At 31.9% G+C, this 21,509-nt stretch carries 24 protein-coding genes; 20 read left to right on the top strand and 4 right to left on the bottom strand.

Features of this window, described 5'->3' with window-relative positions; all coding sequences use genetic code 11:
- Positions 1-220 precede the first annotated feature (220 nt).
- Positions 221-607 (bottom strand): rhodanese-like domain-containing protein, encoded by a 387-nt coding sequence (locus tag BJG89_RS07120; protein WP_096809527.1) that lies wholly within the window; start codon positions 605-607, stop codon positions 221-223.
- 173 nt (positions 608-780) lie between these two features.
- Between BJG89_RS07120 and BJG89_RS07125 the strand changes: the two genes are divergently transcribed.
- Complete coding sequence (locus BJG89_RS07125; protein WP_096809530.1) at positions 781-1,611, top strand: lipoate--protein ligase family protein; 831 nt, start codon at positions 781-783, stop codon at positions 1,609-1,611.
- 269 nt (positions 1,612-1,880) lie between these two features.
- On the opposite strand, the gene BJG89_RS07130 is transcribed toward BJG89_RS07125, so the two are convergent.
- Both BJG89_RS07130 and BJG89_RS07135 read right to left on the bottom strand, forming a co-directional pair.
- A complete protein-coding gene (locus BJG89_RS07130; protein ID WP_096809532.1) occupies positions 1,881-2,099 on the bottom strand; it encodes an SA1362 family protein in 219 nt (72 codons plus the stop codon).
- A gap of 27 nt (positions 2,100-2,126) precedes the next feature.
- Positions 2,127-2,708 (bottom strand): hypothetical protein, encoded by a 582-nt coding sequence (locus BJG89_RS07135; protein WP_096809536.1) that lies wholly within the window; start codon positions 2,706-2,708, stop codon positions 2,127-2,129.
- 103 nt (positions 2,709-2,811) lie between these two features.
- On the opposite strand from BJG89_RS07135, the gene BJG89_RS07140 reads away from it, so the two are divergent.
- The 19 genes from BJG89_RS07140 to BJG89_RS07225 all read left to right on the top strand — a co-directional run bounded on the left by BJG89_RS07140 (position 2,812) and on the right by BJG89_RS07225 (position 20,863).
- Positions 2,812-3,870, top strand: coding sequence for a M24 family metallopeptidase (locus BJG89_RS07140; protein ID WP_096809538.1), 1,059 nt, complete (start codon positions 2,812-2,814; stop codon positions 3,868-3,870).
- 27 nt (positions 3,871-3,897) lie between these two features.
- Complete coding sequence (gene efp, locus BJG89_RS07145) at positions 3,898-4,455, top strand: elongation factor P (protein ID WP_096809542.1); 558 nt, start codon at positions 3,898-3,900, stop codon at positions 4,453-4,455.
- 293 nt (positions 4,456-4,748) lie between these two features.
- On the top strand, positions 4,749-5,222 hold the full coding sequence (gene accB, locus BJG89_RS07150; protein ID WP_096809545.1) for an acetyl-CoA carboxylase biotin carboxyl carrier protein: 474 nt from the start codon (positions 4,749-4,751) through the stop codon (positions 5,220-5,222).
- Complete coding sequence (gene accC / locus BJG89_RS07155; RefSeq protein ID WP_096809547.1) at positions 5,222-6,580, top strand: acetyl-CoA carboxylase biotin carboxylase subunit; 1,359 nt, start codon at positions 5,222-5,224, stop codon at positions 6,578-6,580. Before accB ends, accC begins: the two co-directional genes overlap by 1 nt.
- 12 nt (positions 6,581-6,592) lie before the next feature.
- Complete coding sequence (locus BJG89_RS07160; protein ID WP_096809550.1) at positions 6,593-6,955, top strand: Asp23/Gls24 family envelope stress response protein; 363 nt, start codon at positions 6,593-6,595, stop codon at positions 6,953-6,955.
- 118 nt (positions 6,956-7,073) lie between these two features.
- Positions 7,074-7,460: a transcription antitermination factor NusB gene (gene nusB / locus BJG89_RS07165; RefSeq protein WP_096809553.1), complete on the top strand. Its 387-nt coding sequence runs from the start codon at positions 7,074-7,076 to the stop codon at positions 7,458-7,460.
- A 14-nt stretch (positions 7,461-7,474) separates the two neighbouring features.
- A complete protein-coding gene (gene xseA / locus BJG89_RS07170; protein ID WP_096809556.1) occupies positions 7,475-8,815 on the top strand; it encodes an exodeoxyribonuclease VII large subunit in 1,341 nt (446 codons plus the stop codon).
- Complete coding sequence (locus BJG89_RS07175) at positions 8,805-9,047, top strand: exodeoxyribonuclease VII small subunit (RefSeq protein WP_229719009.1); 243 nt, start codon at positions 8,805-8,807, stop codon at positions 9,045-9,047. Before xseA ends, BJG89_RS07175 begins: the two co-directional genes overlap by 11 nt.
- Complete coding sequence (locus BJG89_RS07180; RefSeq protein ID WP_096809562.1) at positions 9,037-9,918, top strand: polyprenyl synthetase family protein; 882 nt, start codon at positions 9,037-9,039, stop codon at positions 9,916-9,918. Before BJG89_RS07175 ends, BJG89_RS07180 begins: the two co-directional genes overlap by 11 nt.
- 710 nt (positions 9,919-10,628) lie before the next feature.
- Complete coding sequence (gene ahrC, locus BJG89_RS07185; protein ID WP_096809565.1) at positions 10,629-11,081, top strand: transcriptional regulator AhrC/ArgR; 453 nt, start codon at positions 10,629-10,631, stop codon at positions 11,079-11,081.
- A gap of 21 nt (positions 11,082-11,102) precedes the next feature.
- Positions 11,103-12,779: a DNA repair protein RecN gene (gene recN, locus BJG89_RS07190; protein WP_096809569.1), complete on the top strand. Its 1,677-nt coding sequence runs from the start codon at positions 11,103-11,105 to the stop codon at positions 12,777-12,779.
- A 77-nt stretch (positions 12,780-12,856) separates the two neighbouring features.
- The gene (locus BJG89_RS14790; RefSeq protein ID WP_232514164.1) at positions 12,857-13,354 is read left to right on the top strand and encodes a phosphate acetyl/acyltransferase; all 498 of its coding nucleotides are present in this window, start codon (positions 12,857-12,859) and stop codon (positions 13,352-13,354) included.
- Between the two features lie 17 nt (positions 13,355-13,371).
- Positions 13,372-13,752: a phosphate acyltransferase gene (locus BJG89_RS14795; protein WP_335682195.1), complete on the top strand. Its 381-nt coding sequence runs from the start codon at positions 13,372-13,374 to the stop codon at positions 13,750-13,752.
- Between the two features lie 543 nt (positions 13,753-14,295).
- Positions 14,296-15,717, top strand: coding sequence for a dihydrolipoyl dehydrogenase (gene lpdA, locus BJG89_RS07200; protein ID WP_096809571.1), 1,422 nt, complete (start codon positions 14,296-14,298; stop codon positions 15,715-15,717).
- Positions 15,718-15,733: 16 nt separating this feature from the next.
- Positions 15,734-16,732, top strand: coding sequence for a thiamine pyrophosphate-dependent dehydrogenase E1 component subunit alpha (locus tag BJG89_RS07205; protein WP_096809574.1), 999 nt, complete (start codon positions 15,734-15,736; stop codon positions 16,730-16,732).
- Positions 16,725-17,708, top strand: coding sequence for an alpha-ketoacid dehydrogenase subunit beta (locus tag BJG89_RS07210; protein WP_096809577.1), 984 nt, complete (start codon positions 16,725-16,727; stop codon positions 17,706-17,708). Before BJG89_RS07205 ends, BJG89_RS07210 begins: the two co-directional genes overlap by 8 nt.
- Before the next feature lie 12 nt (positions 17,709-17,720).
- Positions 17,721-18,992, top strand: a complete 1,272-nt coding sequence (locus BJG89_RS07215) for a dihydrolipoamide acetyltransferase family protein (RefSeq protein WP_096809579.1) — start codon at positions 17,721-17,723, stop codon at positions 18,990-18,992.
- Between the two features lie 426 nt (positions 18,993-19,418).
- A complete protein-coding gene (gene brxB / locus BJG89_RS07220; protein ID WP_096809582.1) occupies positions 19,419-19,856 on the top strand; it encodes a bacilliredoxin BrxB in 438 nt (145 codons plus the stop codon).
- Between the two features lie 11 nt (positions 19,857-19,867).
- Positions 19,868-20,863 (top strand): aromatic acid exporter family protein, encoded by a 996-nt coding sequence (locus BJG89_RS07225; RefSeq protein WP_096809584.1) that lies wholly within the window; start codon positions 19,868-19,870, stop codon positions 20,861-20,863.
- Between the two features lie 472 nt (positions 20,864-21,335).
- Here the strand turns inward: BJG89_RS07225 and prli42 are convergent, their stop codons facing one another.
- Complete coding sequence (gene prli42, locus BJG89_RS14455; protein WP_157772540.1) at positions 21,336-21,434, bottom strand: stressosome-associated protein Prli42; 99 nt, start codon at positions 21,432-21,434, stop codon at positions 21,336-21,338.
- Between the last annotated feature and the right edge of the window lie 75 nt (positions 21,435-21,509).

The raw sequence follows: 21,509 nt of genomic DNA on the forward strand, positions 1-21,509 counted from the left end.
CGTAACGTTAATAGATATTTACTACCATATAATTATGCCAATTTTTATTGTGTTGTTCCTCAGAATATATATGAATGAGAGATGACGAAATCCAAGTATATTGGTAAAATCTGAATAGAGTTTAAATATAAAAAAACACCTTCATTATTAAATGAAGGTGTTTTTTACTTTGAACATAAACATTTATATCTCATGCTCATTTAAATAATTGATTAATAACTCATTTTTTTGATTTGATTTTACCAGTCCATTTTTTATATCCGCCTTTGAGCATATATATATCTTTATACCCATTCTTCTTTAAAATTCTAGCGGCACGATAGCTAGCAATTCCGTTAGCATCACAAAGATAAATAGGTTGGTCTGTTCTCAAACCTTGAAACCTTTGTTTGAACATTGTGATTGGAATGTTACGAGCACCATTGATATGACCATAATCATAATCTACTTTTTCTCTCACATCAATAACTTGAGCTTTACGCAAACCATTATGGAATTCATTTTGGTTTAATTCAATGACCGCTTTTTTGTTCAAATATCTGTTAAATAACATATAAGCGACGATTATTATTAAAATTGCTAAAGCTATAAACCAAAAATTACTCATCTTGCATCCTCCCTAATTAACCGATATTATATATTATAAGACTGTTAGCACAATTTATCAAAATATTTTTATCACAAACTGTACACATTGCTAACAAATTTTAACAATTATTGAAAACGATAACACAATTTGGCTGTTACCACAATTTAATTTTAATGAATGGAGTTTTGAGTGTGACTGAAACATGGCATTTTATCAATACAGGTAGTAATGATCCATTTTATAATATGGCAATGGATGAAGCATTATTAAATTTTGTTTCAAGAGGTGAGATTGACCCGGTAATCAGATTTTACACATGGAATCCAGCAACACTTTCAGTAGGTTATTTTCAAAGACTAACAAAAGAAATAGATATACATAAAGTAAAAGAAAAAAGTTATGGCCTTGTTAGAAGACAAACAGGTGGTAGAGGTGTACTTCATGACAAAGAATTAACTTATAGTGTTATTGTACCAGAAACTCATCCAGAAATGCCAAAAACTGTTACAGAGGCATATAGAGTTATTTCAGAAGGTTTACTTGAAGGTTTTAAAGTGTTAGGTTTCAATGCTACTTTTGCCATACCGCGTTCTAAAGAAGAAAGAGCTAAATTAAAACAGCCAAGAAGTGCAGTTTGTTTTGATGCGCCAAGTTGGTATGAGTTAGTAGTAGAGGGACGTAAAATCGCAGGCAGTGCACAAATGAGACAAAAAGGCGTGATACTTCAACATGGCTCATTGTTACAAGACATTGATGTGGACGATTTATTTGATATGTTCATATATAAAAACGATCGCTTAAAAGAGAAAATGAAACAAGCTTTTGTTGATAAAGCTGTGGCAATAAATGACATATCAGATAGACATATTACATTAAAGGAAATGGAACATGCTTTTGAAGAAGGATTTAAAAAAGGATTAAATATAGATTTTAAACCTTTAACATTAACGCCAAAACAAAATGAAGAAGTAAAAAATTTAATAGAAAAATATAAATCTGAAGAATGGAATTATAGGAAATAAATTTATGAACCATTTAGGATTAAATACAAACGGGCCTGGGGTATAAATATCTCAGGCTCGTCATTACATATAACAAGTAGATAATTGGAATAAAACATAAAGTTATATTTTTTATTGGGTTGAATGAGTAAAATATAAGTCTGTGCTTTATCCCTTTGTAAACTTTTTCCTAATGATCCATATAAAAACGGACCGAAATCCTAAATGAAATTTCGGTCCGTTTTCTATACCACCTCATGCTATTCATTTATGAAGTTTCAAAACATCAACTACTTTTTCTTGTTTCGTTTTCTATATTTTCTTTGAGCACGTTTGTATTTTCTTTGATCTTCTGTTAAAAAGAAGAAATAATAAATCGCATAAATAATTCCTGCAAAAATAGCTAAACTAATAATCATTTTTACAAAACTAAATAAAAACGCATCTAAGTTAAGTAATAAGCCGATTAATGCAATAGCGATTACGATATAAAATATTGCTTGTTTCAAAATAAACACTCCTATTTGATTGTATCCTTAGTTATTGTTAATACTCACCTTTGACAAAGTAGCTTGACCTTTTTGGATTTTCTTTTTGTCTTTTTCATTATAACCGTCTCTAATGTCATCCATAGCTGAATTGAGTTCTTTATTTAATTTATTTATATTTTTACTTTTCTTTTTATCTTCATCACTCATTTTATCTTTATCAATTTTACTTTTATATGTAGTGTAAGCAGAATCAAGTTTATTCGTAATATCTGTTAATTTTGATTGTATTTTTTCGCTTTTTTTGTTTTTTGATACGTCATCTTCAATATTAGTGTAATCATCAATTGCTTTAGTAACATTTTGATAATATTCAGAAGAAGCTTTTATATGATTTAGCTTATTTTTGTTATTTTTAGCGTTTTTAATATTATCCTTATCTTTTTCCAATGCAGAAATATTTGTTTTTTCTTTCTTGATTTCAATTTTTAAATCTTGGATATCACTCTTTAATTTATGATTTTCATCACGTAGTTTTGTTGTCTTATCTTCTAATGGGCCTAAATTTTGACTCCCACACCCAGCGAGTATACACGAAGCTACTAAAATAGCGACCAATTTTTTCTTCATAACTCTCTCCTAATTCAAAAACTATAAATTTATACAATAATTATGCTATCATTTTAATGTATATAAAGGAAATGTACAAATTTATTGAATAGGGGGATTAATATTGAATAGAATTGAAAAATTAAATGCTGCAATAGAGGCAAAACATTTAGAAGCGGTTATTGTGTTGTCAGACTACAACAGACGATTTTTATCTGGGTTTACAGGAACGAGTGGCGCACTTATCATCACAAAGGATGAAAAATTATTAATTACTGACTTTAGGTACATAGAACAAGCTACTACACAAGCACCTGATTTCAAAATTGTTAAACAACAAGGTCAACTTGTAGAATCTATTAAAACTACGCTAGAGAAATTAAATGTACAAAATGTTGGTTTTGAAGGTAATTTAGTCAGTTATGATACTTATTTACAATTGAGTAAATCTTATATAAGTTTAATCAGTATATCAGGTTTAATTGAAAAAATAAGAGAAGTTAAAGATAAAGATGAAATCGCATTTATTCAAAAAGCTGCTCAAATTGTTGACGAAGCTTATGAATATATCTTAACAGTTGCTAAAGCTGGTATGACAGAACTACAGTTAAAAGCTAAATTGGAAAGTAAAATGTTAGAACTAGGTTCAGAGGGGCCATCTTTTGACACTATTGTTGCTTCAGGGGTTCGCGGTGCACTTCCACATGGCGTAGCAAGCGATAAAGTAATTAACGAAGGTGAATTGATTACATTAGACTTTGGTGCTTATTACAAAGGTTATGCATCAGATATTACCCGTACCTTTGCTATAGGTGAACCAGAGCAACAATTAAAAGAAATTTATAATATTGTATTAGAAGCTAATTTAAAAGGAATAGAAGCTGCTAGAAAAGGGATAACTGGTAAAGCGTTAGACGCAGTTGTAAGAGACTATATCACTGAAAAGGGGTATGGTAATGCATTCGGGCATTCTTTAGGTCATGGTATCGGTTTAGATGTTCACGAAGGCCCTAATTTATCTAAAAAATCTGAAACAGCTTTAGAGATAAATAATTGTGTTACAATTGAACCCGGTATATATTTAGATGGTATTGGTGGCGTTCGCATAGAAGATGACATTTTAATCACTGAAAATGGTTGCGAACGCTTTACTAAATCGTCTAAAGACCTTATTATTTTATAGAAGACCTTATATTAAGGAGGAGACTGAATGATTTCGGTTAATGATTTTAAAACAGGTTTAACAATTTCTGTAGATAATGGCATCTGGAAAGTGTTAGATTTCCAACACGTAAAACCAGGTAAAGGTGCTGCCTTTGTACGTTCTAAACTACGTAATTTACGAACAGGTGCAATTCAAGAAAAAACATTCAGAGGCGGAGAAAAAGTTGAAACTGCAATGATTGAAAATCGTCGCATGCAATATTTATACGCTGATGGAGACACTCATGTTTTCATGGATAATCAAACATTTGATCAAATTGAACTACCTGCTGATTATTTAGAACATGAATTGAATTTCTTAAAAGCAAATATGGAAGTTCAAATTCAAAGCTATGAGAATGAAACTTTAGGTGTTGAATTACCTAAAACTGTAGAACTTACTGTAACAGAAACAGAACCAGGTATTAAAGGTGACACTGCTACAGGTGCTACTAAATCTGCTACTGTTGAAACGGGTTATACGTTAAATGTACCTTTATTCGTTAACGAAGGTGACACTTTAGTAATTAACACAAGTGATGGTAGTTATGTATCAAGAGCTTAATCTTTTTAACGTCATAAGTTTCTAAAAAATTTATGGTACTCAAAAGCCTTTCCACTCTATTTATTGGAAAGGCTTTTATTATTTAAGGATAACCATATTACATACGATATAAAATTAGAGGGGTTTTAAAAAGTAAAATAACTCAAAAATTTCGATGGCATTGAGATAAAAAATATTTTATACGGTTATAGCGCAACGAGTTATAATAGAAAGTGTGTATATGCTTGAATTGAACATTTTACTAAAGTAAAATAAACTAGGTAAATGAAAACAATCTGAAGGAGTCAGTATTTATGAATTTTAAAGAAATTAAAGAATTAATTGAAATTCTTGATCAATCTAGCTTAACTGAAATTAACATTGAAGATAAAGGGAACATCGTTAATTTAAAAAAAGAAAAAGAAACTGAAATCATTACGCCGCAAGTTTCACAACAACCAATGCAACAAGTAGCGCCGCAACAAGCCGTTACACCAATTCAATCAACAAGCGAAAGTTCTGAAGAAGGAAGCGCCGCACAAGAAAATGACAACTTAGAAACAATTAACGCGCCAATGGTTGGTACTTTCTACAAATCACCTTCACCAGAAGAAAGTCCATATGTTCAAGTAGGCGATGCAGTGTCTAACGAATCGACTGTTTGTATATTGGAAGCGATGAAACTATTTAACGAAATACAAGCTGAAGTCACAGGGGAAATTGCAGAAATACTAGTAGAAGACGGTCAAATGGTAGAGTATGGCCAACCGTTGTTCAAGGTGAAATAATGAATAAAATTTTAATTGCAAATAGAGGGGAAATTGCTGTAAGAATCATTCGTGCTTGTCATGATTTAGGTTTACAAACTGTGGCTATATATTCTGAGGGAGATAAAGATGCATTACATACTCAAATTGCTGATGAAGCATATTGCGTCGGCCCTACTCAATCTAAAGATTCTTATTTAAATATCCCTAATATTTTATCTATTGCAACTTCTACAGGTTGTGATGGCGTTCACCCAGGGTATGGCTTTTTAGCAGAGAACGGGGATTTTGCTGAACTTTGTGAAGCCTGTCAACTTAAGTTTATTGGACCAAGTTATGAGTCTATTCAAAAAATGGGAATCAAAGACGTTGCAAAAGAAGAAATGAAACGTGCTGAAGTTCCTGTTGTGCCTGGTAGTGAAGGTTTAGTCCAAGATATTAAAGAAGCCAAAAAAATTGCCAAAGATATTGGTTATCCAGTGATTATAAAGGCAACTGCTGGTGGCGGTGGTAAAGGTATACGTGTAGCACGTGATGAAAAAGAATTAGAAACAGGTTTCAAAATGACGCAACAAGAAGCTGAAACAGCATTTGGTAATGGTGGACTATACTTAGAAAAATTCATCGAAAACTTTAGACATATTGAAATACAAGTAATTGGAGATAGTTATGGTAATGTGATCCACTTAGGCGAACGTGATTGTACAATACAAAGACGTATGCAAAAACTTGTGGAAGAGTCCCCGTCTCCTATTTTAACTGATTCTAAAAGACAAGAAATGGGTAATGCAGCAGTAAGAGCTGCAAAAGCAGTAAACTATGAAAATGCTGGAACGATTGAATTTATCTATGACTTAAATTCTAATGAATTTTACTTTATGGAAATGAATACACGTATTCAAGTTGAGCATCCTGTAACTGAAATGGTAACTGGCATTGATTTGGTGAAATTACAATTAAAAGTGGCCATGGGTGAGAAGTTATCATTTACTCAAAAAGACATCCATATTCAAGGACATGCTATAGAGTTTAGAATTAATGCTGAAAACCCATATAAAAACTTTATGCCTTCTCCAGGAAAAATCACACAATATCTTGCCCCAGGTGGTTTTGGAGTAAGAATTGAGTCAGCATGTTATACTAATTACACAATACCACCATATTATGATTCTATGGTAGCCAAATTAATTGTGCACCAACCAACAAGAGATGAAGCAATTATGACTGGCTTACGAGCATTAGGAGAATACTTAGTATTAGGCATTGATACTACAATTCCATTCCATATTCGTCTTCTAAATAATGATATTTTCAGAAGTGGCGAATTTAATACTAATTTCTTAGAAACTTATAATATTATGGATGATCAAACTAAATAGGAGGTATGTGAAATGGTTAAAGTAGCAGAATCATCACATTCCAATTTAGGAAAAATAGAAATTGCGCCTGAGGTTTTGACTATTATTGCGAGTATAGCAACCTCTGAAATAAAAGGGCTAGAAGGACATTTTAAAGAAATTAAAAACTTAAGCGTGGAAAAGATTACTAAAAAACAATTATCGCGTGGTATTAAAGTAGATACAAAAGATGATGGGATTCATATAGACGTATATTGTTCACTATCTTATGGTGTTAATATCTCAGAAACTGCAAGAAAGATACAAACAACCATTTATAACTCTTTAACTACTATGACAACGATTGTTCCTAGCCAAATTAATGTCCACATTACACACATTGAATCTACAAATTAAATATATAATGCAAATTGACTTTAATGCAGTCATTGAAAAAGAACTAAGCTTTTAAATAACTTATGCTTTTCTTTTCTAAAATGAGTAATAAAGTAAACAATGCGAGAAGGAGTTTATAATGAGTCGAAAAGAATCAAGAACACAAGCCTTTCAAACTCTATTCCAACTAGAAATGAAAAATAGTGATTTAACCATAGATGAAGCGATTAGCTTTATCAAAGATGATAATCCCGATTTAGAATTTGATTTTATTAGCTGGTTAGTAACAGGTGTCAAAGATCATGAATCTGTATTAGATAATAAAATTGCGCCTCACCTTAAAGATTGGACGATTGACAGATTATTAAAATCTGATCGAATTATACTAAGAATGTCTACATTTGAATTGTTAAATAGTTCGACACCACAAAAAGTAATCATAAATGAGGCTGTTGAATTGGCAAAACAATTTAGTGATGATGAACATTATAAATTTATTAATGGTGTATTAAGTAATATTGAATAAAAGAGTGATATAATATGTCAGATTATTTAAGTGTTTCGGCTTTAACAAAATATATCAAATATAAATTTGACCAAGACCCACATTTACAAACTGTACTACTTAAAGGTGAGCTTTCTAACTTTAAAAAGCACAGTAGTGGTCACCTTTATTTTAATGTTAAAGATAAAAATAGCGTTATTAGCGCGATGATGTTCAAAGGTAATGCCTCAAAAATAGATTTCGAACCAAAAGAAGGGGACGAAGTATTATTAGAGGCACGCGTTTCTGTGTATGAAAGACGTGGTAATTACCAGATTTATGTCAATAAAATGCATATTGATGGAATTGGTAATTTATATCAAAAATTAGAACAATTAAAAAAGAAATTAACTAAAGATGGCTATTTTGATTCAAACCATAAAAAGTTAATACCTAAGTTCCCCCAAAAAATCGCAGTATTAACTGCCGGTACAGGGGCTGCGATACGTGATATTCATACTACAATCAATAGTCGCTACCCTTTAGCAGAACAAATTCAAATTAACACCTTAGTACAAGGGGAACAGGCTAAAAACGATATAATTGAAAAAATAAAGCAAGCTGATGAATTAAATGTAGATACAATTATAATCGGACGTGGTGGCGGTTCTATTGAAGATTTATGGAATTTTAACGAAGAAGATGTGGTAAAAGCAATTTATGCTTGTGAGACGCCTATTATCTCAGCAGTAGGTCATGAAACAGATTTTACATTAAGTGATTTTGTGGCAGATGTGCGTGCAGCAACGCCTACTCAAGCCGCTGTTATGGCTACGCCAGATCAATATGAACTTAGACAATATCTCCAACAACTCAAGCTTTCGCTTACAAGGTTTATTAACCAACATATACAACAGCAAAGAAAGCATTTAGAACATGTTGCTTCTTACTACAAATTTAAAACACCAACTCTGTTATATGATCAACAAATTCAAAAGCGTGATGATTTAGAGAAACAGCTTAATTTAAATATAAATTTCAAAATCAATCAGCATAACCAACAATTACAGTTAATGAAACAGAACTTTAACTTAAAATACTTTAAGCAAAGTATCCACAGAGAACAAACAACGATTTCTCAAAAACAAATGGAACTTAATAAATTAATGAATCATTATATTACAAAACAAAAAAACAATTTAACTGCCAAACTAGAAAGCTTAAATAATCTGAGTCCAACAAATACAATGTTACGTGGTTACACTATTGTAAACAAGGAAGACAAAGTGATAACGAGCACTAATGATTTGGTTGAAAATGATAACATTGTGTTAACAATGAAAGACGGCATTGTTGATGCACAAGTTAAGAAAGTAAGGTGTAATGATGACCAATAACACGCAAAGTTTTGAAGAAATGATGAAAGAATTAGAAAATATAGTTCAAAAATTAGACAGTGAAAATGTTTCATTAGAAGAGTCTTTGAATTTATATCAACGCGGTATGACCTTATCTGCTAGTTGTGATGAAACATTAAAAAATGCTGAAAAAAAAGTGAATGAACTAATGTCAGAAGAAAGTACTGATAACGTTCAAGAAACGGATAAGGTAGAAGATAATGACGAATAATAAAATGAATCAATTAATCAAAGAAATCAATCAACTATTAGGACAAACGATTCCTCATTCCTCACTGGGTACAGATTTAGAAGACAGCATGCGATACTCATTAGAAGCCGGAGGTAAACGCATTAGACCGGTTTTACTATTATTAACATTGGATATGCTATCAACGGATTATAAACTTGGTTATACATCTGCACTCAGTTTAGAAATGATTCATACTTATTCATTGATTCATGATGATTTGCCACCAATGGATAATGATGATTATCGTAGAGGTAAACTTACAAATCATAAAGTTTATGGAGAATGGAAAGCCATTCTAGCTGGGGATGCATTACTTACTAAAGCTTTTGATGTTATTGTCAACGATGCAAATCTCAAAGATAGTGTGAAAATGAACCTTATTAAACGTTTATCGTTTGCCAGCGGCCATTTAGGTATGGTTGGTGGACAAACACTAGATATGCAAAGCGAAGGCTCTGCTATTGACCTAAATACTTTAGAGCACATTCACCATGCCAAAACAGGGGCGTTATTAAAATTTGCTGTAATGGCAGCAGTAGATATATCTGAACCTGAACAAAATGTTGCCGATTTATTAGAAACATATAGTGAACACCTTGGTTTAATGTTCCAAATCAAAGATGATTTATTAGATGTATATGGCGATGAAACAAAATTAGGAAAAGCCACAGGCAGTGATATCGAAAATGATAAAAGTACCTATGTATCATTATTAGGTCAAAGTGGTGCTGAAGAAAAGTTACAATCACATACTAAATCTGCGTATGAATGTTTAGAACATTTACCAAAACAATATGATACACGTAACCTTGAATACGTTATAGAATTGTTCAATAATAGAGAATCTTAAATATTTCATAAGCGCGTCATTTTTACTTTAGTTTAAAACATAACAACCAAAAGAAAAACAAATCATAGATAGGGCCAGGGATTAGAACCTAATTAACTCATTAGAATTTGCGATTGGAACAGTACTCGCATTTTCAAAAATTTTTCTGTTCCATTATACATGCTTTTGTTGGCTAGAAAAAAGTTAAGAACTAAAACTTTGTTTTAAGAAATTTAACTTTAGAAAAGTTTAAGATTAAAAGGCTACATTAGGTCAAACGCATGTGTAAGCACATTTTTATTTTTACAGCACTATCTATTACTTATAATACATTTTGTGGCCGAGACATTAATAACGTCTCGGCCACTCATTTTTGTTGAACACAAACTATTATACTCGTTGGTAATGCTAGCAATATAATGGCCAACTTTACTTTGCGATACCTTCAAAGGGTAAGTCAACCAATGCTAACAACAATCCTCTATGTATAAAAGGTTGTTTATACTTTGAAATTTATAAACATATAAATAAATATTCATAATTTGACAGATACCACTATACTTAGTATTTTCAAAAATGATGAATTTGCCACAATTATAAACTATTAATAATTGCTTATCACTCGGTATATCAATATGGCGTTGCGATTTTATAAAATTAACTTTAGTAGTAGTATCATCTTCCATGTGTTAAAATCATTGTATAAATATTCGTTTATAGAGGTGCTATACATGGCTAAAAAATCAGTAAGACATATAAAAATAAGAGAAATTATCTCAAATGAAAAAATAGAAACACAAGATGAATTAGTAAAACGTTTAAATGAATACGAATTAAACGTAACACAAGCGACGGTTTCAAGAGATATCAAGGAATTACAATTAATCAAAGTCCCCACACCGTCAGGACAATATGTTTATAGCTTGCCAAATGATAGAAAATATCATCCCTTAGAAAAACTTGGCCGTTATTTGATGGATTCTTTTGTGAATATTGATGGGACTAGTAATTTACTTGTACTTAAAACATTACCAGGTAATGCACAATCTATCGGAGCTATTTTAGATCAAATAGATTGGGACGAAGTCTTAGGTACAATCTGTGGTGACGATACTTGTTTAATCATATGTCGTGATGAATCTGCCAGTGAAAAGATTAAAACGCGTATCTTTAATTTATTATAAGTTTAAGGAAGTGATTAATACATGCTACAAACCTTATCTATTAAACAATTCGCAATTATTGATGAATTAGAAATACAATTTGGGCAAGGTCTGACTGTTTTAAGTGGCGAAACAGGCGCCGGTAAATCCATTATTATAGATGCAATTGGACAATTAATCGGCATGCGTGCTTCATCCAATTTTGTTAGACATGGAGAGAAAAAAGCAATCATTGAAGGAATCTTTGATATCGATGATAGCAAAGAAGCCATCTCGATTCTTCATGATTTATCTATTGATGTAGATGAAGACTTTTTATTAGTCAAAAGAGAAATTTTCAGCTCTGGTAAAAGTATTTGTAGAGTCAATAACCAAACAGTTACTTTACAAGACTTACGTAAAATTATGCAAGAATTGTTAGATATACATGGCCAACATGAAACGCAAACATTATTAAAACAAAAATATCATCTACAATTATTAGACAATTATGCAGAAAATACATATAAAGATTTACTCGATAAGTATGTGGTAACTTATGATAAGTATAAAGCTAAGAAAAAAGAATTAGAGGATTTAGAATCAGCTGATCAAGCTTTATTACAACGTTTGGACTTATTAAAATTTCAATACGAAGAATTGCAAGAAGCAAATTTACTTGAAGATGAAGTAACACAACTTGAAATTGATATCAAACGTATCCAAAACTCAGAAAGTTTGAGTTTAGCATTAAATAATGCACATGTTACATTAACTGATGAACATGCAATTACAGATCGTTTGTATGAATTAAGTAATCAATTGCAATCTATTAGCGAGATACTACCTGATAAATATGATCGTTTGAAAGAGGACGTAGACCAGTTTTATTATACGCTTGAAGACGCTAAACACCAATTATATGACGATTTAACCAACACAGAATTTGATGAACAATATTTAAATGAGTTAGAATCTAGGATGAATTTATTAAATAGTTTAAAACGTAAATATGGTAAAGACATTAATGAGCTCATCATTTATCAAGACAAAATGGCAGATGAAATTAATAAAATAGAAAATTACGAAGAAAGTACTGCGCAATTACGCCAAGAAATCGATGATTTATACCATAATGTTATCGAATTAGGCGAAAAACTATCAAAAGAAAGACGAAAGGTTGCACAATCATTGCGTAATCATATAGTAGACGAAATCCAGAATCTTCAAATGAAAGATGCTAATTTAGAAATCTCATTCAAAACATTAGATGTGCCAAATCGAGAAGGTATAGAGCTTGTTGAATTTTTAATCAGTCCAAATAAAGGTGAACCATTAAAAAGTTTAAATAAAATTGCCTCTGGTGGAGAACTTTCTAGAATTATGCTTGCATTAAAAACAATTTTTGTTAAAACAAGAGGACAAACAGCAATATTATTCGATGAGGTTGATTCTGGCGTCTCTGGCCAAGCCGCACAAAAAATGGCTGAAAAAATGAAAGGGTTAGCTAAACATATTCAAGTCATATGTATTTCTCATCTACCCCAAGTTGCTTCTATGAGCGATCATCATTTGTTTATTAGTAAAAATACAAGTGCAGATAGGACGACAACACAAGTCCAAGAATTGACAGGAGAAGAACGAATCGATGAAGTAGCAAGAATGATTTCTGGAGCAAGCGTGACTAAACTCACTAGACAAAATGCTAAAGAAATGATTGAGCAAAACCATAAATCATAAATAAGATATCGCTTTTATTTTGTTATTTTAGGGAAAAGACAGAGTAAGACAAATAATCAGTGAAGGGTGTCGATTTTATGCAGTACCAACATTTAATTGAACCGTCAAACACATTAACTGGAAATGTAGCTGTTTTATATGCAAATGACGAGAAAATGATTGCTGTTTTAGTAAAGGTGTTAATGATGACTGATATTGATATCTACATCTACGATACACAAGATACTACTGAAATCATACGTTCTTTTAACTTAGAGTCACAAATTTTAAATAGAATTCATACTTTTACGTTTTCAAGTGATTATCAATTATTGAAACAATGTTCAGAAGATTTATCTCGTGGAAAAATTTCAGTTTTAATGAAAGGCAATATGAAAGCTTCTTCACTCTTATCATTTATATTGAGTAATAAAAACTTTATAGATAATTATGGCTTTTTAAATCACCTCGTATGTTTCAATGTACCAAATTATCATAAAACATTAATGGTTAGTGACGTAGCTTACAATATTTCACCTACCATAGAAGAGAAAAAACAAATTATTAATAATTTAGTTCATTTTAGCAAAAAATAGGGTACACCCACTTTAACATTGGTTTATTATCTTCAGTAGAATCCCCTCATAAAAAGATTCAATCCTCAGTGGATGCTGAAAAAATTAAACACATTTTTAATAGGGAAGCAAACGACTATTTAAATATTGATGGCCCCATTCTTTTTGATAATGCAATTAGCAAAAAGAATGCAATTCAAAAGAACATTAAATCTAATATTGCTGGAGATGTTGATGCGTTGATTGTCTCAAATACTGATGTTGGTAGTGTATTGTCTAAATCATTGGTTTATTTTAGTAATGCCAGTGTAGCAAGTTTATTACTTGGTGCAAAATTCCCAATCGTATTCACATCAAGAACTGAGAACAAACAAAATAAATTGGATTCTTTATTACTTGCTTTGAGAGCACAAAATTAAATTCAACTACTAAATTTATTTGAATTATTACACTAATATTAAGGTTATTAATTTTATAATGGCAAAATTTGATGTAAAATAGTAAAGGATATTAGTTAATAGATCAATTTCGAGTTTAAATTTTATATTATTCTAATTAATAGGTGCTGAGTTTTTCTATTAATTGAATTCTTATTGTAATCATTGTCGATAATCTTATAACATGGTAATCGATTAAAAGTATTGGTTTCTTCTAGTAATCATAAATTCAAGTGTGTATCGTTTTTTAATGATTTTAAAGTAAAGATACTGCAAACAAATCACTTTTAAAATTTAAAGGTGATTTCATTCGCATGTTTAAATAAATAACTTTGAAACAATATAGTTTACACAGTATGTGATTACCGTTTGAAATTTTGTTTGGCTAGTATATTTTAAACACTATATTTCTAGTTATCATCATATCATTTCAGGTAAACTAAATTTTAATCAATACAGCATACATAAACTTGTATAAATAGGATGCTTTAAGAAAAGGCTAATATGATAGTTAGGAGTCAAAACATGGCAGATGAAAAATATGATTTAGTAATTTTAGGTGGAGGAACAGCTGGATACGTATCAGCGATCAGGGCGTCTCAGCTAGGTAAAAAAGTGGCGTTAGTAGAAAAATCTATGTTAGGAGGCACATGCTTACATAAAGGATGTATACCAACAAAAGCGCTTTTGAAATCTGCTGATGTGTTGAGGACAGTAGCAAATTCAAGCGAATTTGGCGTCGATATAGATAATTTCAAATTGAATTTTTCGCAAATCCAAGCACGTAAAAATGAAGTGGTTCAACAAATGTTTAGCGGCGTTAAACAACTGATGGATCATAATAAAATAGATGTTTTTAATGGCGTTGGACGCATTTTAGGTCCTTCTATCTTTTCACCACAAAGCGGCACAGTTTCAGTAGAATACGAAGATGGAGAATCCGAGTTAATACCAAATAACAATGTACTTATTTGTACTGGATCTAAACCTATGTCATTACCATTTTTACCATTTGATGGAGACATAGTGTTATCTAGTGACGATATATTAAAATTAGACGAATTGCCACAATCGCTTGCTATCATTGGTGGTGGGGTTATTGGTTTAGAGTTTGCGTCTCTCATGGTAGATTTTGGTGTTCAGGTTTCAGTAATTGAAGCCGGTGAAACTATTTTACCGACTGAAAGCAAACTATTGGCTAAGTCTCTACAAAATGAATTAGAAAATAGAGGCGTGACATTTTACATAAATACACAATTAGCAGAAGCACAGTGTTCAGTAAACGAAAATAATATTGAATTAATACTCGGAGAAGATGTTCAAGTATATGACAAAGTATTAGTCGCAATTGGTCGTAAACCGAACACTACAGATATCGGGTTAAACAATACGAAAATTGAGTTGACCGACAAACAGCACATTGTTGTTAATGAATATCAACAAACAAAAGACAAACATATTTATGCTGCTGGTGATTGTATAGGTAAATTACAATTAGCTCATGTTGGTTCAAAAGAAGGGTTGACAGCTATTGAGCATATGTTTGATGTTTCGCCAATACCTATAGATTATAATAAAATGCCTAAATGTGTTTACACCCAGCCTGAAGTTGCAAGTATTGGTAAAAATAAAAATGAAGCGACTCATGAAGGTATAAAAGCAAAAGCAGTTAAAGTGCCATTTAAAGCAATAGGGAAAGCAGTAATTGAAAATACCAAAAATCTAAATGGCTTTTGCGAAATCGTGATTGATCAAGAAAATGATACGGTATTAGGCCTCAATATGATCGGACCACATGTGACCGAACTTATTAATGAAATATCATTGTTCCAATTTATGAATGGTTCAACTTTAGAATTAGGTTTAACAACCCATGCACATCCTTCACTTTCAGAAGTGTTAATGGAACTAGGATTAAAAGTTGAAAACAAATCAATTCACGTTTAATTAAGGAGGATTCAAAATGTTTGATTATAAATCAGCAGGTCTTAGTAAATCTGAACTACAATCTATGTATAAGTGGATGGATTTAGGCCGAAAAATTGATGAACGCATGTGGTTATTAAACCGTGCAGGGAAAATCCCATTTGTTATAAGTTGTCAAGGACAAGAAGCAACACAAATTGGAATGGCTTTTGCAATGCAAGAGGGAGATATTTCATCACCCTATTATAGAGATCTCGCACTAGTAACATATTTAGGTATGACTCCGCTAGATTCAATGTTAGCCGCTTTTGGTAAACGTGATGATATTAGTTCTGGCGGAAAGCAAATGCCATCACATTTTAGTAAAAAAGAAAAAGGCATCTTATCTCAAGGTTCACCAGTAGCAACACAAATTTTACATGCGGTCGGTGCAGCTTTAGCACTCAAAATGGATAACAAACAAAACATCGCAATGACAACTGTAGGTGAAGGTAGTTCAAACCAAGGCGATTTCCATGAAGGATTAAACTTTGCCGGCGTACATAAATTACCTTTTATTTGTGTCATAGAAAATAATAAATATGCTATTTCTGTACCTGATTCATTACAATATGGTGCAGAAAAATTATCAGATCGTGCGTTAGGATATGGTATTCATGGTGAGCAAGTAGATGGTAACGATCCGATTGCTGTTTACAAAATAATGAAAGAAGCGCGTGAGCGTGCATTAAACGGTGGCGGCTCAACTTTAATTGAAGCGATGTGTACAAGGATGACAGCACATTCGTCTGATGATGACGATACATATCGTCCACAAGAAGAACGAGACGCGTTAAAATCATTAGATTGTAACCTTAAATTTAAAGCATTTCTATTAGAAGAAGACATTATCGATGAACAATGGTTAGAGGAAGTAGAGAAAGAACATAAAGAGATTATAAATCAAGCGACAAAAGAAGCTGAAAAAGCACCTTATCCATCACCAGAAGAAACTTATACACATGTTTACGAAGAAGGGAGCTTAAATAATGGCTAAAATATCTTATTTAGAAGCTATCCAACAAGGCTTAGATCAAGCAATGGAAAAAGATGACAACGTATTTGTATTAGGAGAAGATGTTGGTAAAAAAGGAGGCGTCTTCGGTGTAACGTTGGGATTACAGGAAAAATATGGCATCGCACGTGTATTAGACACGCCCTTAGCCGAATCTAATATTGTAGGGACTGGCATCGGTGCAGCAATGATGGAAAAACGACCAGTTGCTGAAATACAATTTGCAGAATACATTTTACCTGCTACAAACCAAATTATGAGTGAAGCGGCAAAAATGAGATACCGTTCAAATAATGATTGGCATTGTCCTATAACAATCCGTGCTCCTTTTGGCGGGGGTATACATGGAGCGTTATACCATTCACAAAGTGTGGAGTCTATTTTTTCATCTACGCCAGGTTTATCTATTGTTATCCCTTCTTCGCCATACGATGCAAAAGGGTTACTGCTCTCATCTATTGAGTCTAACGATCCCGTTTTATATTTTGAACATAAAAAAGCTTACCGCTTATTAAAAGAAGAAGTGCCAGATTCATACTATACTGTGCCGATTGGTAAAGCGGATGTAAAACGTGAAGGTGAGGATATTACAGTATTTACATATGGTCTATGTGTAAATTACTGTATACAGGCTGCTGATATGTTAGAAGAAGAAGGTATTAATGTAGAGGTAGTTGATTTACGTACGGTATATCCTTTAGATAAAAAAACAATCATTGAAAGAGCAAAAATGACAGGGAAAATATTATTAGTCACTGAAGACAACCTAGAAGGTAGCGTTATTTCTGAAGTTGCTGCTATTATTTCCGAAAACTGTTTATTTGACCTCGACGCACCTATCATGAGATTAGCTGGACCTGATGTGCCATCAATGCCGTTTGCGCCGACGCTTGAAGATGAGTTTATGATGAATCCAGAAAAAATAAAAACGAAAATGCGTGAACTCGCAGAATTTTAAGGAGGCACAATCATGGAAATTAAAATGCCTAAACTCGGCGAAAGTGTACATGAAGGAACAATAGAACAATGGCTGGTTTCTGTAGGCGATAAAATCGAGGAATATGATCCTCTTTGTGAAGTGATTACTGATAAAGTAACAGCTGAAGTACCTTCTTCTTATGCAGGGACAGTTCGCGAAATCATTGTTGAAGAAGGTACTACTGTTGAAGTTGGAGAAGTTATTTGCTACTTAGAGACAGAAGAAACAGTATCGAACGATAGCGATCAGACCCACCCAAAAACTGAAACTGAAGTGAAATCAACACAAAATGATAAAAATACAAAGGGTCAAGCGCATAATAATACAAGTTTATCAGAAAGCGAACCTAAAAATAACGGTAGATTTTCACCTGTAGTATTTAAACTGGCTTCTGAACACCAAATAGATCTTTCCCAAGTTACGGGTACTGGCTTTGAAGGTAGAGTAACTAAAAAAGATATTGAAAATGTCATTAAAGAAGGAACTCATAAAATAGGTTCTGAAATCATTGCACCTAAAGATTCTCCTAAAGTAAGTAAGCAAGTTCAATATAATGAACCTTCTCCAGGTTCAGCTATACCAGTTAATGGTGTACGTAAGCAAATAGCAGAAAATATGGTGCACAGTGTCAATGAAATTCCACATGCATGGATGATGGTCGAAGCTGACGCTACGAATCTTGTTAAAACGAGAGATTACCATAAAAACAGTTTCAAAGAAAACGAAGGTTACAACTTAACTTATTTTGCATTCTTTGTTAAAGCTGTAGCTGAAGGGCTAAAAGCATATCCGCTTCTAAATAGTAGCTGGCAAGACTCTGAAATAGTGATGCATAAAGATGTTAATATATCAATTGCCGTAGCTGATGAAGAGAAACTATATGTACCAGTTATTCAAAATGCGGATGAAAAATCACTTAAAGGTATAGCGAGAGAAATAAATGATTTAGCTCAAAAAGCACGTAACAAAAAGTTAAGAACAGAAGATATGCAAGGTGGCACATTCACAGTGAATAACACCGGAACATTTGGTTCAGTGTCATCGATGGGCATCATTAACCACCCTGAAGCAGCTATTTTACAAATTGAGTCTATTGTTAAAAAACCCGTAGTCATTGAGGATATGATAGCAATTAGACATATGGTTAATTTATGTATTTCGATTGATCACCGTATTTTAGATGGCTTACAAGCAGGAAGATTTATGAACTTTGTAAAAACAAGAATTGAGCAATACTCTATTGAAAATACAAGTATATACTAAGATTGTTATTGCATTATTTATCAAATGCTCAATGTTTTTAAAATTAGAGCGATGTATTTCATATTTATATTATGTTTGTGTGGAATACCATTTCGTCCTCTCAGCTAAACATCAAAACGCTTGATATAAATGTATTTTGGTACCAGTTACCGGCTAACAATTTTATACCATGATGCAGCTCTGACATTGCTTTGTCATAAGTATTTGTTAAAGATGTCATTAAAAAGAAGTAAGCCTTTGAAATCAAAAGTGTTCATTTTGGTTTCTAGTTTACTTCTTTTATTTTATATTTTAAGTATTTATTTCAATGTCTTTAACGTTTCCATGGAGTTTGTCATGCCTTACACATTGAACGCACATGTTGAACTATTGTTTAGATATTAGTAGAATGAAGTTAATAAATTGATAATGAAAGGTGATTTGAAAATGGATTTAAATTTTGATTTATATATGAATGACGTAGTAAGCCAAGCTAGAAATGAAATAGAAGAGGCTGGATATGAGCAATTAACAACTGCAGAAGAAGTAGATAAAGTATTAAATCAAGATGGGACTTCACTCGTTATGGTGAATTCAGTTTGTGGTTGCGCAGGTGGCATCGCAAGACCAGCAGCAACACATGCTTTACATTATGATGTATTACCAGATAGACTTGTTACAGTTTTTGCTGGGCAAGATAAAGAGGCAACGCAACAAGCAAGAGATTATTTTAAAGGTTATGCGCCATCTAGTCCATCATTTGCGTTAATAAAAAATGGTGAAATTACTGAGATGATAGAACGTCACCAAATCGAAGGTCATGATGTCATGGATGTCATCACTCAATTACAAAACTTATTTGAAGCATATTGTGATGAAAGATAGAGGATAAATCGATGTCGCGGTTAAATCCATATCGAATCGGATTTAGAACAATTAAAACAGCTATCGGCATGGCGCTGGGGATTATTATCGCTAAATTCATAGGTTTAGATAATTTTGCTTCTAGTGCCATTTTAGTTGTGCTTTGTATTAAGCACACGAAAGTACACTCTCTACAAGCAATTGTATCTCGGTTTGTCTCATGTTTATTAATCTTAATTATAGGATCTTTCGTTTTTAGTTACTTAGGTCAAAGTGCCATTGTACTCGGACTCATCGTACTTCTGTTTATACCACTCACTGTAGTTTTCAAAGTACAAGAAGGCGTGGTAACAAGTTGCGTTATCCTACTTCACGTGTTTAACGCAAATACCATCGATATACACTTATTTATAAATGAAGTTTTACTGTTAATTGTAGGTCTTGGTATTGCTTTTATAATGAACTTAATCATGCCTAGCTTAGATTTTAAATTAAAGCAATATAAAGACGAAATAGAAAGTCAATTTATAGTTATATTTGAAAGATTCAGCGCTACGTGTAAAGACCCAAAGCAAACTTTAAATATTTCTTTTAATCAATTACAACTCACAATTCAAAAAGCAAAATCAATAGCCTTTAGAGATGTTAAAAACCATTTTGTTCGTAACGAAAATTCTTATTACCACTATTTTGATATGAGAGAAGAACAACTAGAATTATTAGAAAGAATGGCTAAAATGATTAATCATATTGAAACGCAAGATGCAATTTTGTCAAAAATATGTGGCTTATTTTCTGAAGTTGCTACAAATGTAAATAGTAATGATTATACAGTGTTAAGATTGCATTCTTTATATGAAATAAGAATAGAACTAAATCAATTAGATTTACCAAAATCACATGCTTCTTTTAGAACGAGAGCGAATATGATGCAATTGTTAAATGAATTGGAAAAATATTTAGAAGTCAAATCACAATTTGGTTCTTTAAAACTGCACAAAAATAAAAAACTACCAAACCTTTCATAAAATAATAAAAAGCGAAACATATACAAATTGATCACCTTAACTTGTATAGTGAGAAAGCATAAAAATCTATCTTTTTAAAGATTTTGTATAGCTCTGGCAAGTATAATTAGAAAAGGTGCAAACGTTGAAATTTTTTTACAAGCAATCTGAAGAGACCTATCTGGGTCTCTTTTTTATATAAAGGAATCAATAGGGGTATATGACATGTGAACTCAAGTTTATACTTAATTGCTAACCAACTTTATAATCGCATTACAACGCTCATAACTTATATCCATAGACGCATTTTGATTCTAGGTATTCTCCTCATCAATATTATAGATAAACGTATGATATTGACGTTGCAAGTTTTTTAGCTAGTTTTTAAAATTAGATTAAAAAAAATATCATTTAACGATGGCATCAATAACACCTAAACCGTTAAATGATATTTTAACAAAATCTGTTTTTTAATCAGTTCAAATTTTTTATTTTAACTTGTTAAAGGAACAATACTTGTTAATATTAATGCAAGTACTACGGCCACTAACATTATTACAATAATAACTCTTAATACTTTGTTGTTATTCAAAGTTTATTCCTCCAAATCTTATATAAGCATTTCACTTTTTCAAATTAAATCATTCTCTTGATTACAATAATACAT

It is taken from the genome of Staphylococcus nepalensis (genome assembly GCF_002442935.1).
GTDB lineage: Bacteria > Bacillota > Bacilli > Staphylococcales > Staphylococcaceae > Staphylococcus > Staphylococcus nepalensis.

What these genes read in the sequence shown, in the direction of transcription:
- BJG89_RS07120 (WP_096809527.1), bottom strand. Translation starts at nt 607, where the DNA reads ATGAGTAATTTTTGGTTTATAGCTTTAGCAATTTTAATAATAATCGTC.
- BJG89_RS07135 (WP_096809536.1), bottom strand. Translation starts at nt 2,708, where the DNA reads ATGAAGAAAAAATTGGTCGCTATTTTAGTAGCTTCGTGTATACTCGCT.
- efp (WP_096809542.1), top strand. Translation starts at nt 3,898, where the DNA reads ATGATTTCGGTTAATGATTTTAAAACAGGTTTAACAATTTCTGTAGAT.
- accB (WP_096809545.1), top strand. Translation starts at nt 4,749, where the DNA reads ATGAATTTTAAAGAAATTAAAGAATTAATTGAAATTCTTGATCAATCT.
- accC (WP_096809547.1), top strand. Translation starts at nt 5,222, where the DNA reads ATGAATAAAATTTTAATTGCAAATAGAGGGGAAATTGCTGTAAGAATC.
- BJG89_RS07160 (WP_096809550.1), top strand. Translation starts at nt 6,593, where the DNA reads ATGGTTAAAGTAGCAGAATCATCACATTCCAATTTAGGAAAAATAGAA.
- nusB (WP_096809553.1), top strand. Translation starts at nt 7,074, where the DNA reads ATGAGTCGAAAAGAATCAAGAACACAAGCCTTTCAAACTCTATTCCAA.
- xseA (WP_096809556.1), top strand. Translation starts at nt 7,475, where the DNA reads ATGTCAGATTATTTAAGTGTTTCGGCTTTAACAAAATATATCAAATAT.
- BJG89_RS07175 (WP_229719009.1), top strand. Translation starts at nt 8,805, where the DNA reads ATGACCAATAACACGCAAAGTTTTGAAGAAATGATGAAAGAATTAGAA.
- BJG89_RS07180 (WP_096809562.1), top strand. Translation starts at nt 9,037, where the DNA reads ATGACGAATAATAAAATGAATCAATTAATCAAAGAAATCAATCAACTA.
- ahrC (WP_096809565.1), top strand. Translation starts at nt 10,629, where the DNA reads ATGGCTAAAAAATCAGTAAGACATATAAAAATAAGAGAAATTATCTCA.
- recN (WP_096809569.1), top strand. Translation starts at nt 11,103, where the DNA reads ATGCTACAAACCTTATCTATTAAACAATTCGCAATTATTGATGAATTA.
- BJG89_RS14790 (WP_232514164.1), top strand. Translation starts at nt 12,857, where the DNA reads ATGCAGTACCAACATTTAATTGAACCGTCAAACACATTAACTGGAAAT.
- lpdA (WP_096809571.1), top strand. Translation starts at nt 14,296, where the DNA reads ATGGCAGATGAAAAATATGATTTAGTAATTTTAGGTGGAGGAACAGCT.
- BJG89_RS07205 (WP_096809574.1), top strand. Translation starts at nt 15,734, where the DNA reads ATGTTTGATTATAAATCAGCAGGTCTTAGTAAATCTGAACTACAATCT.
- BJG89_RS07210 (WP_096809577.1), top strand. Translation starts at nt 16,725, where the DNA reads ATGGCTAAAATATCTTATTTAGAAGCTATCCAACAAGGCTTAGATCAA.
- BJG89_RS07215 (WP_096809579.1), top strand. Translation starts at nt 17,721, where the DNA reads ATGGAAATTAAAATGCCTAAACTCGGCGAAAGTGTACATGAAGGAACA.
- brxB (WP_096809582.1), top strand. Translation starts at nt 19,419, where the DNA reads ATGGATTTAAATTTTGATTTATATATGAATGACGTAGTAAGCCAAGCT.
- BJG89_RS07225 (WP_096809584.1), top strand. Translation starts at nt 19,868, where the DNA reads ATGTCGCGGTTAAATCCATATCGAATCGGATTTAGAACAATTAAAACA.